At 43.4% G+C, this 13,411-nt stretch carries 17 protein-coding genes; 1 reads left to right on the top strand and 16 read right to left on the bottom strand.

Annotated elements, in window-relative coordinates:
• Positions 1–2: 2 nt before the first annotated feature.
• From gspE to A0128_RS09950, 5 genes are read right to left on the bottom strand one after another with little or no spacing between them, the layout of a single operon-like run.
• Positions 3–1,676, bottom strand: coding sequence for a type II secretion system ATPase GspE (gene gspE / locus A0128_RS09970; protein ID WP_069607373.1), 1,674 nt, complete (start codon positions 1,674–1,676; stop codon positions 3–5).
• Between the two features lies 1 nt (position 1,677).
• Entirely contained in the window at positions 1,678–3,465 is a 1,788-nt protein-coding gene (gene gspD / locus A0128_RS09965; RefSeq protein WP_069607372.1) for a type II secretion system secretin GspD, read from the bottom strand.
• A gap of 5 nt (positions 3,466–3,470) precedes the next feature.
• Positions 3,471–4,373 carry a general secretion pathway protein GspC gene (locus tag A0128_RS09960; protein WP_069607371.1) on the bottom strand — a complete coding sequence of 301 codons (903 nt, stop codon included), beginning with the start codon at positions 4,371–4,373 and terminating at the stop codon, positions 3,471–3,473.
• A 60-nt stretch (positions 4,374–4,433) separates the two neighbouring features.
• A complete protein-coding gene (locus tag A0128_RS09955; protein ID WP_083244100.1) occupies positions 4,434–5,447 on the bottom strand; it encodes a M23 family metallopeptidase in 1,014 nt (337 codons plus the stop codon).
• Entirely contained in the window at positions 5,416–5,790 is a 375-nt protein-coding gene (locus A0128_RS09950; RefSeq protein WP_069607370.1) for a type II secretion system-associated lipoprotein, read from the bottom strand. The genes A0128_RS09955 and A0128_RS09950 overlap by 32 nt, the downstream gene beginning before the upstream one ends.
• Positions 5,791–6,039: 249 nt before the next feature.
• Between A0128_RS09950 and A0128_RS09945 the strand changes: the two genes are divergently transcribed.
• Positions 6,040–7,569: a YifB family Mg chelatase-like AAA ATPase gene (locus A0128_RS09945; RefSeq protein WP_069607369.1), complete on the top strand. Its 1,530-nt coding sequence runs from the start codon at positions 6,040–6,042 to the stop codon at positions 7,567–7,569.
• Positions 7,570–7,588: 19 nt separating this feature from the next.
• Here the strand turns inward: A0128_RS09945 and A0128_RS09940 are convergent, their stop codons facing one another.
• From A0128_RS09940 to rpsP, 11 genes are all read right to left on the bottom strand, one after another.
• Positions 7,589–7,786, bottom strand: coding sequence for a hypothetical protein (locus A0128_RS09940; RefSeq protein ID WP_069607368.1), 198 nt, complete (start codon positions 7,784–7,786; stop codon positions 7,589–7,591).
• 95 nt (positions 7,787–7,881) lie between these two features.
• A complete protein-coding gene (locus A0128_RS09935; protein ID WP_069607367.1) occupies positions 7,882–8,232 on the bottom strand; it encodes a YraN family protein in 351 nt (116 codons plus the stop codon).
• A gap of 10 nt (positions 8,233–8,242) precedes the next feature.
• The gene (locus A0128_RS09930; protein ID WP_069607366.1) at positions 8,243–9,433 is read right to left on the bottom strand and encodes an HD-GYP domain-containing protein; all 1,191 of its coding nucleotides are present in this window, start codon (positions 9,431–9,433) and stop codon (positions 8,243–8,245) included.
• A gap of 1 nt (position 9,434) precedes the next feature.
• The gene (locus tag A0128_RS09925; protein WP_069607365.1) at positions 9,435–9,698 is read right to left on the bottom strand and encodes an EscU/YscU/HrcU family type III secretion system export apparatus switch protein; all 264 of its coding nucleotides are present in this window, start codon (positions 9,696–9,698) and stop codon (positions 9,435–9,437) included.
• Positions 9,699–10,448, bottom strand: coding sequence for a hypothetical protein (locus A0128_RS09920; RefSeq protein WP_069607364.1), 750 nt, complete (start codon positions 10,446–10,448; stop codon positions 9,699–9,701). It abuts the gene before it with no gap.
• A gap of 127 nt (positions 10,449–10,575) precedes the next feature.
• The gene (locus A0128_RS09915; RefSeq protein ID WP_069607363.1) at positions 10,576–11,241 is read right to left on the bottom strand and encodes a ribonuclease HII; all 666 of its coding nucleotides are present in this window, start codon (positions 11,239–11,241) and stop codon (positions 10,576–10,578) included.
• Between the two features lie 6 nt (positions 11,242–11,247).
• A complete protein-coding gene (gene rplS / locus A0128_RS09910; RefSeq protein ID WP_069607362.1) occupies positions 11,248–11,679 on the bottom strand; it encodes a 50S ribosomal protein L19 in 432 nt (143 codons plus the stop codon).
• Positions 11,676–12,344, bottom strand: a complete 669-nt coding sequence (gene trmD, locus A0128_RS09905; protein ID WP_069607361.1) for a tRNA (guanosine(37)-N1)-methyltransferase TrmD — start codon at positions 12,342–12,344, stop codon at positions 11,676–11,678. Before trmD ends, rplS begins: the two co-directional genes overlap by 4 nt.
• Positions 12,334–12,864, bottom strand: a complete 531-nt coding sequence (gene rimM, locus A0128_RS09900; RefSeq protein WP_069607360.1) for a ribosome maturation factor RimM — start codon at positions 12,862–12,864, stop codon at positions 12,334–12,336. The genes trmD and rimM overlap by 11 nt, the downstream gene beginning before the upstream one ends.
• Positions 12,857–13,087, bottom strand: a complete 231-nt coding sequence (locus A0128_RS09895) for a KH domain-containing protein (RefSeq protein WP_000391865.1) — start codon at positions 13,085–13,087, stop codon at positions 12,857–12,859. The genes rimM and A0128_RS09895 overlap by 8 nt, the downstream gene beginning before the upstream one ends.
• Positions 13,087–13,353: a 30S ribosomal protein S16 gene (gene rpsP / locus A0128_RS09890; RefSeq protein ID WP_069607359.1), complete on the bottom strand. Its 267-nt coding sequence runs from the start codon at positions 13,351–13,353 to the stop codon at positions 13,087–13,089. Before rpsP ends, A0128_RS09895 begins: the two co-directional genes overlap by 1 nt.
• Positions 13,354–13,411 lie beyond the last annotated feature (58 nt).

Raw genomic sequence — 13,411 nt, 5'->3', positions numbered from 1 at the left:
GTTTAAGTGACTCTGAGCACTTCTTCAATCGTTGTAACGCCGTCGATTACCTTTCGAATTCCATAATCCTTTAAAGTTTTGAAATTGTGTTCTCTTGCGATATCGTTTAATTTTCCGGAGTCGCTACCTTGAAGAATAGCCGATTTAATATGAGAATCTACTAATAAAAGTTCGTAGATCCCGGTTCTTCCTTTAAAACCCGTTCCCATACAATGAGAACAACCTTTTCCTCTGTGAAGCGTTCCGTTTTTCAGAGTTTTTTTGGAAATTCCAATCGATTCTAATTCAGATGCTGATGGCTTGTAAGTTTCCTTACAATGAGCGCAGATCACTCTCACGAGTCGCTGCGCCATAAAGCCGAGAACGGTCGATGTGATTAAATACGGTTCGATTCCCATATCCACGAGACGGGTCGCGGCGCTGGCAGCGTCGTTTGTGTGGAGCGTGGAAAATACCAAGTGACCCGTGAGAGAAGCTTGGATCGCGATCCTTGCAGTTTCTTCATCCCGAATCTCTCCGACCATGATGACGTCCGGATCCTGACGAAGAATGGCTCGAAGACCCGTTGCAAACGTGAGTCCGATTTTCTCCTGCATTTGCATCTGAGAAATTCCCTCGAACTGATATTCCACAGGATCTTCGCAGGTGATGATATTTCTTTCTTCGGTATTCAATTCACTGAGTGCAGAATAGAGCGTCGTGGACTTACCGGAACCCGTAGGACCTGTAACAAGAATGATTCCGTGCGGTTCGATGATGAGCGATCGAATCGTCTTCACGAGTTCCGGATAAAAACCCATTGTTTCTAAGGAATACTTTTGATCGGTTTTGTTCAAAAGCCTCATCACGATTCTTTCTCCGAACTGACAAGGAATCGTAGAAACGCGGATATCGATATCCTTTCCGGTCAATCGGAGTTTGATTCTACCGTCTTGAGGAAGTCTGTTTTCCGCGATATTCAAGTTCGACATGATCTTGATTCTGGAAGAGATTCCCGCGTGATAGGATTTCGGCGGACTGAGCACGTTATGCAAAATACCGTCCACACGATAACGAACTATAAGAGATTTTTCATACGGTTCGATATGGATATCCGAAGCTCGCTCGTTGACTGCTTGAGAAAGAATAACGTTGACCATCTTGATGATCGGCGCGTCGTCGCTAAGATCGAGAGAATCGTTTTCAAAGGCTTCCGCGAGTTCGGAAAAACTTCCTTCCATTTCGTTCAGCATTTCTTTGGCTGCGGAGGAAGTTGTATCGAAATGCGAATGGATGATCCGCATGATTTCCGGTTCGGGCGCGAGAATGAACTCTACGTTGTATCCTTTTAGAAAATTACGAGCGTCGTCCATCGGATGCAGATCGGAAGGATCGGAGACCGCAATTCGAATCGTTTTTTTGGAGAGTTGAAAAGGAACGATTCTACTTCTTTGAATGAGTTTGAGAGGAATCTGCTGAAAGACCTCTTCCATTCCGGAGAATTCTAATTTTTCACGAAACTCAAGCTGATAGAGTTTGGAAAGCGCGCGGAGAATATCAGATTCTCCGGCGATTCCTTTTTTTTGAATGATATGACTGAGAGGAAGGTTATTCTTTTTCTGAACCTTCAGGGAATCTTCCAGATCTTTTTCGGATATGATCCCCTCTTCGATTAGGATATCTCCGAGAGTTTTCAACTTAGTCCCCTCTTTCTTTGATTTCTTTTTCTTTGTTGAGGATTCTTTCTCTTTCGAGTTCGTATCTTTCTTGCTGCATCTTTTTCTTCACCGTCATCTTATCCGCATTCTCTCTGCTATCGAGAATATGAGGTGTGATAAAAACCATAAGGTTGGTCTTTTTTAATTTTTCAGTGGTTCTTTTGAACAGATGTCCCAAGTAAGGAATGTCGCCGAGTAAAGGAATTTTGATAATTCGTTTTTGTTTGTCCGTAGAAATCAAACCACCGATAACGATGGATTGAGTATTTTCAATGGTGACTGACGTTTTGATCTCGCGCCGATTGAAGGTCGGGTTTCCACCGGCGAGGGCGATTTCTGCGATGTTCTTGATTTCTTGAAAGAGTTCTAACGTGATCTTATTGTTTTTGTTTACGTGCGGAGTAAACTTGAGTTTGATCCCGGTCGGACGGTATTCGTAGTTGTCCACCGTTACTGCGTTGGCTCCGCCGGTTCCGGCGTTTCTACTTTGTGTTCTTACGGGAACGTCCTGTCCCACGCTGATCTCCGCTTCTTGATTGTCCACGGTCAAAACTTGTGGAGCGGATAAAACGTTGAAGTTTTCATTCCCTTGGTTTGCGCTCAAGATACCGATGATCTGCTCTGAACCGGCTTTTAAAAATCCCAAAGAGAAACCGCTCAAGGTGTTGATGTTCGGGTTCACTTGACCGTTTGAGTTGATGATATTTCCTTCTTTGGAAAGACCGGTGTTGAATTGTCCGTAGGCTTCGCTCTTATATCTCCAGTCGATACCAAAGTCGTTGAGATCGCTGGATGTCAATTCTACGATCAACACTTCTAAGAGAACCTGTTTTCTGGCGGAATCCAAAACCTTGATGATCTTTCGAATCTCTGTCCATTCCGAGTTCGTGGCGGTTACGATTACGGAGTTCGATTCTTTGTGGCCGACGGCTTTGATCTTATCCACTTTTCCGGGAACCTGACCCTGTGCCTTTTTCTCAGGAGTCAGCTCTTCGGTTTGAACAACCGGATTATCAAGCTTGACTAACGTTGCTGCGATCTTTTCCGCTTCACTGTGTTCCAGAGTGTAAATATGAACGTCGCCTGCGGAAGATACCGCGCCCGGCGTAGCTTCTTCTAATTTTTGATCCAGTTCATTGACTAAGAGTAAGAGTTTGTTGATATCGGCTGCGGAACCGGAAAGAACGATCGTGTTCGTATTCTTATAAACGATCACGTCCGTATTCGGAGATGTCAGACGTTTGAGAATCGGTTCCAACTCTTCCGGTTTCACATTTTCCACCGGAATGATCTGAGTGATGTTTCTAAAATCTCCGACTTCTGTTTCCGGAATCAATTCCTTCCCGACACGAACGATGGGAGATCTTGCGAGTGCGTCTTTGATTTTGACGATGGAGATTAGATCGGGTTCTTCTACGACCCCGAAGCCGAGAGATTCCAAAACAGATTTCATAAAAACGAATGCATTTTTGATCGGAATTTCTTTTTGAGAAATGATCGTGATTTTTTTGCCCTTTAAACTCTCATCCAAAAGAATGTTTTTCTTGAGAATGGCGCTCATTCCTTTTAAAAAATCATTGAGTTCCGTATCTCTCCAGTTGGCGTAAAAAGTTCTTTCCGCCGGTTCTTCCGGGGAAGCCGCCGACTTGGTCTTTACGGAAACTTTTTTCTTATTTTGGGGGAATACGGGTCTATCCCACACCAAAAGTACGAGCATGAGAATAGAAAGAATTCTAAAGATTGGAAATTGATTGGTTGTTCCGGGCATTTTTTTTAGTTTCTGATAATAAATTCGTAGGTGAGAATCTGGCTACCTCTTTCCACATCTACCGTTATCTTATCGGCAGTTTTTACGGATCCCCAGATTTCTAACATTTTTTCGGTTTCGGTCAAAGCCATACCGTTGACTCGTTTGATCGTATCTCCGTTTCTTGCTCCCAACGCATAAAAGATATGATCCGGTGCAACGCTGTAGATCTTGTAGCCAGTGATTTTACCGTTGATCAGAGCGGGACCAAATCTTGCATTCTTATACAAGGCCGCGGGATCTTTGAGCTTTCGGTTGACGTCTTGTCTGGAAAGAACCTTACGAATCGTATCTGCGGAGGCGGTCTGACCAGGATCACCTTTCGGTGCCGCGTCTTGACCCAGTTTTGCCCTTGCTTCTCCGGGGGTCTGACCGATTTCAACTTTGAGAGAAACTCCCCCCTTTTCTAAAACGACGTAGTTAAGAGCGATGGAACGAATTTTATAACCGGCTACGGTTTCTCCGGTCGCGAATTCCTGCGCATCCGGCTTACCCTTTTCTACGATTGTAACTCGAGCAAAGGACCAATGACCGCTCAACGTTCCGGTGATTCTCATCTCTTCGCCTTCTCCCGTATCCGGCGGAGCCGTGGAGAGTTCGCCTTCCGTTGTGACCTCTCCTGCTCTGGGAATGATTCCACGAATCAAATTTCCTTGGATCATTTCTTCGTAGGAAGAAAGGGCTCGATTGGTTTCAGGGCCGACCTTTCGAGTTGGATTGAGATTGGTATTTGCTGTTTGGACGCTAGGATTTAAGAATGCGAGGATTACCGCGCGCAAGAGATACGAAAGCGAATATGAAAAGAATAAGATTACAGGAATGAGAGTATAAAATGTGTTCTTCCTGAGTTCTAAAAAAATCGCGTTCATAGGAATCCGATCAGTAAATTTCTTTCAGAGATTTGAATAACACCCAGTCTTGAAAGGATGTTAGAGTCTGGCAAATTTACCGGGGTCTAAGGGAGTCACAATCTTCAAGGTCTTTCTTAAGGCTGCTTCCGGATTGATCCGATTTCCGTTTAAGAATACTTCGAAATGCAAGTGAGGACCCGTCGCCGATCCGGTTCTGCCAACGGCTCCTATGACCGTCCCCGCGCTCACTCTCGTTCCCTGTTCGATGGTAATTTTTGCACAATGAGCATACATGGTTTTGTAGCCATTTTCATGATCGATGATAACCGTGTTTCCGTAGCCGCCGTTTACTCCGGCAAAGGAAATGACTCCGTCCGCAGAAGCCAAAATCGGAGAACCTTGAGCTCCACCAAAATCGACCCCGCTATGATAACCGCCCGAACCGGTATGAAACGGATCCTTTCTTCTTCCAAAACGAGAAGTCATCTTTGCGTTTACGACCGGAGAAACAAAAACCTTACGAAACTCGACTTTTTCTCTGCTTGCGTTTTTTACTTGAACCGGAACCGAAATATTTTGTCCCACTTGGAGCGTTGAATTTTTCTTGAGTCCGTTCGCGGAGCTTACCTTCTGAACTGAGGTTTTCATAATTCTCGCGATCTTAGAAAGTGTATCCTTTTGCTTTACAATATAATTCTTATATACTACGCCGCTATGGCTTACAATCTTAGAAGAAATAACTCGGTTTACGCTGATAAAGCTGGGGAGTTCCAGATTGGATTTGTCTTTATGATAATTGAGGGAATATTTCTCTTCCTGCCAGTTTTCAGGCGATTGAGAGAATAGTTGTTTTATTTTACGTTCTTCTTTGTCCGTAAAAAAGGAAGAATCCTTATTGGTGTATTCGGAAATTTCCGCGTCGTAATTCTTCAATGGATCCGCTCCCAAGGAAGAAGACAGAACCAAAGAGGAGATAAGGGGAATCAAAAAGAGCTTTCCGTTCACCTTTTTAGTATCGGACATCGATCCCGCCGATCTTGAACCACCTCTTCGGGAGGATCTATTTTTTCTTTTTATATTCCACGAGTTCATTTGCTATCAGTTTATCCAGATCCTCTATCGTAATCTTTTTTCCGCTGTATTCATCGTTCAATTGATAGATGATCATCCTTCCGATGGCGTATTCTCTTTTATGATCTGCGGGATAACATTTAATCTTCACCATGGAAGGTGTCGACTCGATGTAGATCTTAACGAGCATCCCTTTCTTAAAGGTTTCCGTATTGGAGACCTTTTTGTCTTGAATCATGTAATAGGTCTTATCCGCGTAGTGTTCGTTGATTTGGGCAACGGCATCTTTGCGAATCAGTCGGTTTCCACAGCCCGCAAGAAAAAGAATGATCCCCGGAAGCAGGAAAACCGTGATACGAAACATTTCAGTGCAAAATTACTGAGGGCGAAGGTATTTGAAACTAGTTTTTTTAGAATCAACCTCAATTCTCTTTAAATTTTGCGATAATCTCCCTTTTAGCCCAGTTCTTCTTCCCTACTTTTCGCTCGAACCAGATTCTTAGCTCCTCTCTTCCCATTTGTTTGGATGAAAGAGTTCTTTTTTAAAAAAAGGTTTTGAGAAGAGCCGTTTGAGCAAACAAGGAGGAACCGTAAATTTCGGAGGGGTAAAAGAATGAAAAACTCTTGGATTTGTTTGACAGGTGCGAATTTGGAAGGATTGGAAGCCTTTCCGGTTTCCGTTGAGATGAATTTAAAACGAGGACTACCTCGGTTTATGATAACGGGCCTCGCCGCTCAGTCGATTCGAGAATCTTCCGAGCGAGTTCGAATCGCTCTGGAAAACAGCGGTTATTCTTGTCCGTTTCAGAATATTCTCGTAAACCTCGCACCCGCCGGACGAAAAAAGGAGGGAACACTCTTAGATCTTTCGATCGCTTGTGGAATCCTGGTTCTAACGGGACAGATTTTTGCATCCGGGAAATTAAAGCGAACTCTGCTTTTGGGAGAATTGGGTTTGGACGGATGTCTCAAACCGTTCAAAGGAGTTCTTCCGATCCTTTCGGGAATCTCTTCGGAAAAATACGATACGGTGATTCTTCCGTTTCAAAATAAGGAAGAAGCCGCCCTTCTCAAAAAATTTGAAGTCTACGGAATTTCTCATTTGAAAGAAATCGAAGAGGTTCTGGAGAATCGAAGAAATCCGGAAATCAAATCTACGATTCAAGTAAACGTTCCGCCGCTTTTGAAAACATTGGAATTATATCAGGATCAGATGGTTGCGTTCCGAGCGATACAAATCGCCGCGGCGGGTTGGCATCACATTCTTCTCACCGGACCTCCTGGAACGGGAAAAAGTCTTTTGGCAAGGATGTTGGGTTCACTACTTCCGCCTCCGGGAGAATCCGAAGCGCTGGATATCTTAAAAATTCAATCGGCACAATTCCCTCTCAGACAACTCTTCGTCGAAAGACCTTATCGAGCGCCGCATCATACGGCTTCGGATATATCCTTAGTCGGAGGTTCTCGGGATTTAAGAATGGGAGAAGTTACTTTAGCAAATCGAGGGGTTCTATTTTTAGATGAACTCTCGGAATATAGATCAGGTGTTTTGCAAGCCCTTCGAGAACCGATGGAAGAAGGCTCGATCACAGTTTCAAGGATTACGGGAACCGTCACTTATCCAGCGCATTTTCTTTTGGTGGCGGCAACCAATCCGTGTCCCTGCGGATACTACGGAGTGGAAGAAGGACCTTGCAGTTGTAATGCGCAAAAGATCAAAAAATACCAAGCCCCCTATTCCGGACCGTTTCGAGATCGGATCGATCTTGAAGTGCAGATGTTTCCTTCTAAAGAAAAGGAAAGAAAAAGAATCCAGATCGATCTGCAAGAATCGAGGGACCAAGTCTATGAGGCTTCGAAGATTCAGAATCAAAGATATCAGGATACGGGAATTTTTTTCAACGGTCAACTTCGCGGAGAATTGGTGAATCAGTATCTTAAATTCAATTCAGTTTGCGAAGACATACTCGAAAACCAGATTCGACTTCACAGACTTAGCATTCGAAAGTTCAACCAAATCAGAAAAGTGGCGAGGACGATCGCGGATTTGGAGGCAAGTGAAGCCGTGGAGGAAAGGCACCTTCTAGAGGCCCTGAATTTCCAGAACGCCGGAAATTACGGAGAAAACAGGGCCATCGCTTAATTCCCGTTAAGCGAGAAGTTCATTTGGAAAGAAAGTGGGAGATTTCCATAGCGATCTTATCGATAGCAAAATCGATGTAGCTCGGGTCCTCCAATTTCTTTTTGTAATCTTCAAATTTTCGCTTTTTAATCGGCATTCCCCTTTTACGGAGAATGACCGGATCCGGTCCGAAATCATCTGATTCGGCCAGATTTCCTAAAATCGGGATGCTCTTCATAGTTACTTCCTTGTAACGATTTAAGGCTCTCTTCCTTGAGAACCCGCAGACAATTAAAGAATTCGGTGGTTGTTGGAAGTACCTTAACGCACATTTCAAAAGAGCTGAGGATAATATTCACATCCCTTTTTAGAGTTTATGAAGACAAGATCGAATGAGACAAAATGATTCTGAAAGGAAAGATGTTGAGACAAAAACGCCTCCGCCGCGGTTCTCATCCGCATTTGTTTGGCTCGGTTGAGGGAAAAACGAGGGTCGAAGGTTGAAAATTCTTCCCAATTCTTAACTTCGATAAAATGAAGCTCTTCTTCTTTGCTTGAGATTATGTCGATTTCGTATCGAGAAAATCGGTAATTCCGTTTGAGAATTTCGTGACCGGAGGAAATCAAAAAATCGCAGGCGAGAGTTTCTCCATCGGTTCCTTTTTGTTTCCGAAAGTCCCGCAAGCAAAAAGAATCAGCCGGTGATTTCCTGTAGGTCCACGGGACGGGAAATAAAGAGATTCGTATCTCGAAGAAGATCCACAAGAATCAAATTTCGGACCATTTCACCATATTCATCTTTTATAATACGAATGCAGGGACGAATCGGTTTGTCCGGGTTGGGACCCAACACAACGCCGATTCTTTTGTCGGAAAGTTCCACACAAGAACCAACCGGATAAAGAGAAAGATGGTTTAAAAGAGAACGAACCAATTTGAGATCGAATTTACCTACGTCCATGCTGATCATCGATTTGATCGCTTCGTGCGGAAGAATTTTTTTTCTATGAGGGCGATTGGTAACGAGCGCTGAAAAGTTATCGGCAATCGCATAAATTCTTGCTTGTTCTTCGATCGCGTTCGAAGACAATTTTTGAGGATAACCGTTTCCGTCGTATCTTTCGTGATGTTGAAGAGCGACGATCGCGAGATTGTTTTTGAGTTTCATTCTTTGAGAAAGAATCTGATAACCCAAAATCGTATGTTTCATGATCGTCTTAAATTCTTCGTCGTTGAGTTGTTCGTTTTTTTCGGAAACTGCGGAAGGAACCTTACACATTCCGATGTCCGCTAGCAAACAAGAAATTCCAAGATCGATCATCTTGGGTCTGGAATATTCCAGTAGCTTTCCCATAATCAAAGAATAAAAAGTCGCGTTTGTGATCTGGTTATAAAGATAATATCCGCTCGGATTGTTGGAGAGAATGAGATAAGAAATATTCTGATTGGAACGAACAAAGTCCGTAAGTTTTTCCGCGATCTCGCGAACGGGAGTGACCTCGAGAGGTTTTTCATCGAGGGTCTTTTTGAAAACGTCCTGGAGGACTTGTGTACTTTCTCGGAATAGATTGCTAAACGCCACCTTGATTCGATTGAGGTTGTCGTAGATCGCTTTGAGAGGTTGAAGATCGTCGTCTACAATCGTATTTACGATCACGTCATCGATACTCGTTTCTAATTGATCCGAATCCGTTGCAACGTTACTTCCGATCTGAAGCAACTCTCCGGCGGTCATCACTTCTTGGATTCCGAATTTATTCAACCGATCCAAATCGCTGTCAGTAACCGGAGTATTGGAGGTTATGAATAAATTTTCCTTATCCAGGTAGACAGGTTTCGTAAACCTCATTCCCGGTTTGAGTTCAGAGACGGCAAACTTTTTCATTTTAAATTTTCCTTTTTCCCGAACTTGGATCCAACTCCAGGATCATAGAAAAAATCGCTCCCACGGCTCTGTATAAATTTTCCGGAATTTCCTGGCCAACCTGGAATTCGGAAAGAGTTTCAGCGAGAATTGGGTTTTCTACGATTGGAACCAAATTTCTTTTTGCGATCTTACGAATGGTATCACCCAGTAGACCGGAAGCAGACGCGGTGATTACGGGAGCGTCGTCCTTTTGGGGTATGAATTTAAGTGCCACACTGATCATTTACGCATTCCATTCCTTCTGAGTCAGCGAAGGTTTATAAGCTATATTGTATCCTTGGAAGCTTACGGAAGACTCATTCAAGATTCGCTTAAATTTCTCTTTGTTTTGGCAAGCGTGCAAGTACATTTTAAAATTATCAAAAGTTGCGTTGATTTGAAGGTCCTCCGAAGAAGTTTCTTTCCATAAGAATAACACCAGAGTCTTCCCTGTTTTTTCAGTTTGAATTCTAAATAGGAATTTTTTTATCTCCTGCTTTCCATCAAAGGTTCCCTCTGCGTTTCCTTCCGGAAGTTCCCAACGGAAATGTGGTAAATCCAGATTCCATTCTATAAATGGATAGTATGATTTTAAAACTCGAAGGAGTGAAGTTTCTACTGAGTTATCCGATGGATTTTGCAATGCCATTTTTTCGGATAAATCGCGCACGCTCATTCCGATTCCCTGAAATTTCGAAAATTGGCTCTCGTTTCCCGACCATTCTCTTTCGACGATTTTCAGTTCGACTCCCTTTTTCCCTGACTTAACGGCTAACGTAAGAATTTCTCCCACAAATAAGGGAGTTGCATCCGAGCTCGTTTTGATCTTCTTTCCCGCAAAAGAAATCCAAGCTCCTCCGGGAAATATTTCTACAACCAATCCTTTGACCCTTTGATCGGAGGAGAAGTTCAGCAACGCGGATTGGCCGAGTTCTGAATCCTTTCCAAGAAAGAGACGTAGATTTCCCGCAGAAAAATCCGCGGAAAGTTTCATAAGAATCCGCCCTGCTTTAGAATGAGAAAGAGCTTAAGCATAATACGAAATCGAAAGAAGTTTCTGCCAAATTCTTCCAACCGTTTTCTAAAATTAATTTCAGAAAAATGGATGAGGTTTATTAAAATTATAAGAATTTACCGGTAAAACTTCTTCTATGAATATCGGAAAGACCATGGCGAACAATCAGTTCTTCGTGAAGTTTTGTTCCGTATCCTTTGTGCTGATCGAATTGATAACGGGGATATTTTTTGGAAATAGAGACCATATAACGATCTCGGCTAACTTTCGCGAGAATGGACGCAGCCGCAATGCTCACGATTCTTAGATCCCCTTTGGTGTAAAAAACGGACCTATTTTTTAAAAAACTCCATTCCGGATATCGATTGAAGTTGTAGTTCCCATCGATCAAAAGTTGCAGAGGATGAGTCGAGTTGGAAACCCGAATCGCTAGTTTGGCGCATTTTCGAATTCCTTCTAAAACGGCGCGGTTGATTCCGGCCTGATCGATATAATCGGGGCTTAAGAAAGTTCTGTAGGAGATTTGCGCGTGTTTGAGGATCTCGGGATAGAGGGCTTCTCTTTTTTTCTCTGAGAGCTTTTTAGAATCGGTTAAGCCCGCGAGGAGCCTTCCATCTAAGATTTGTTCGAGAGTGTTTTGTGAAAAGGAAACGAGTGCAACAGAAAGAGGCCCCGCATAAGGACCTCTTCCGGCTTCGTCAATTCCGCAGGGAATGGACTCTGAGTAGAACCGGAGTTCTTCCGGTTCAAATTTGGGTTTTGTTTCCGGCAAACCGGATTATTCTGCCGCCGGAGCCGCAACTTTCGCAGCAGCTGCCGAATCTTCTTGGATTTGTCTCTTTCTATCTTCGCTCACGAGAGTTTTACCGCCCTTGAGTTCTTTGATACGAGCCGCTTTTCCGGCAAGATTTCTGAGATAATAAAGTTTTGCTCTTCTTACTTTTCCTTTGCGGATCAGTTCGATCTTTGCGATTCTTGGAGAAAAAAGAGGGAAGATTCTTTCCACGCCGATATCGTAAGAAACTCTACGAACAGTGAAAGTTTTTCCGTTTGCTTCGTTCGCTACTGAAATTACTACACCTTCGTAAACCTGAACTCTTTCTTTTCCAGACTCGACAATTTTATAATGTACTTTAACGGTATCGCCTACCGCAAAGTTTTGTTTTCTTTCTGCGTCTGGAGTTAATACTTCTCTTAAAAGTTGATTCATAATTTCCTCTCTTGATCAGGGTCGATCTTCTTTCTATTTTGTTCCCTCCACGCTAAAATAGAAGCGTGGTTGCCACTGAGCAGGACGTCAGGAACTTTCCATCCATTGTATTCCGAGGGTTTTGTAAACTGCGGATATTCTAAAATATCGGGATGGTTATGAGACTCATCCAGCAGGCTTTCCCCTGCCCCTAAAAAACCCGGCAGAAGTCTGGACACCGCATCCGCTATACAAATGCTGGCCAAATCCCCGGCAGATAATACATAATTTCCAAGGGACATTTCCATGTCAACTAGATGTTCCGCCACACGATGATCCACCCCTTCATAGTATCCGGAAATAAAAGTAAGAGGCCTTCCGGCTTCTTTTAACTTCGTAGCAATGCCTTGATGAAACGGAATTCCGGAAGGAGAAGTGAGAATGACCGTCCCCTTGTCTTCTCCGAGAGATTCCAGAGCCTTATGAATCGGTTCTACTCGAAGCAGCATTCCCGGGCCGCCGCCGTATATCGTATCATCCACACGGTTGTGTTTGTTCCCGGCGAAGTCTCGAAGGCGAACGAGGTTTACGGAGAATACTCCGGCTTCGATTGCTTTTTGTTGAAGTCCTTCTGAGAAGTAAGAACGAATCTTGTCCGGAAAAAGAGTGATGAAATTAAATTTCATTCCATACCTCCGGTTGATTGAGGACGATGGTTTTCTTTTCTAAATCCACTTCCCCGACGTAGACGTGAATGAAAGGAATTAAAATTTCTTCTCCCTCAGGTCGTGTAAAAGAAAGAATAGGATGCGCCGGATTGTCTAAAACTTCTTTCAAGACCCAAGTCAATTTCTTTCCGGATTCGTCCACGGCCTGAAGTCCGATCAAATCGGAGATATAGAATTCGTCCTTGGTTTTGATCTTAGGAAGTAGATGAGCCGGTAAAAGAAGGATTCCACCGGTAAATCTTTCTGCTTCTTCCGGAGTGTTGATTCCTTCGATCCGAAGGATAAACTTTCCAGTATGCGCTTGCAATTCGAGAATTGTAATGTCTTTCTCCGGAAAATTGGGATCCGGTTTGCGAAGTTTTAGTTGAATGGGAAGTTTGAATTCTGTGAGAACGGTTTCTCTCACATTAAAACGAAGAAACCCTTTGATTCCAAAGGGTTTTCCGAGTTGGCCGAGTGAAATCCAGCCTTCAGTCAATGATTTCGAGCGAGAAGTTTTTTCCTGCTTTTACGGAAGCCGCAGTAAGAATCGCGCGCAGGGATTTTGCAATACGACCGTTCTTACCGATTACTTTTCCCACGTCTTTTGGGGAAACGCGAAGTTCGATGATGTTCTGTTCTTCCCCTTCGATTTCCCGAATTACGATTTCTTCGGGAAATTCAACGAGAGAAGCAACGATGTACTTCAGCAATTCTTCCATTACTTCTTCAGGGTGGTTTTGTATTCAGCCCAAATGCCTGCGCTTTTAAACAGGTTCAAAACGGTTCCAGTAGGTTGAGCTCCGTTTTTCAGCCAAGTAAGAATTTTTTCCTTATTGAAGGTAGTCTGTTCTTTGATTTGTGCTGGATGATAGTGACCAACGATATCTACAAATTTTCCGTCTCTAGGTGCTCTGCTGTCAGCGGCAACAATTCTATAATGAGGGTCGTGTTTGGTTCCAGTTCTTTGTAATCTAAGCTTTACCAAGGGATCGTTTTCCTTTTATCATTTTTTCCCTACAAGGATTTGTAGGGAAAAAGAATGC

The organism is Leptospira tipperaryensis, from assembly GCF_001729245.1.
In the GTDB taxonomy this organism is placed as follows: Bacteria; Spirochaetota; Leptospiria; order Leptospirales; family Leptospiraceae; genus Leptospira; species Leptospira tipperaryensis.
Note: the sequence above shows the minus strand (reverse complement) of the source record. Positions and strands in the feature narration are given on the sequence as shown.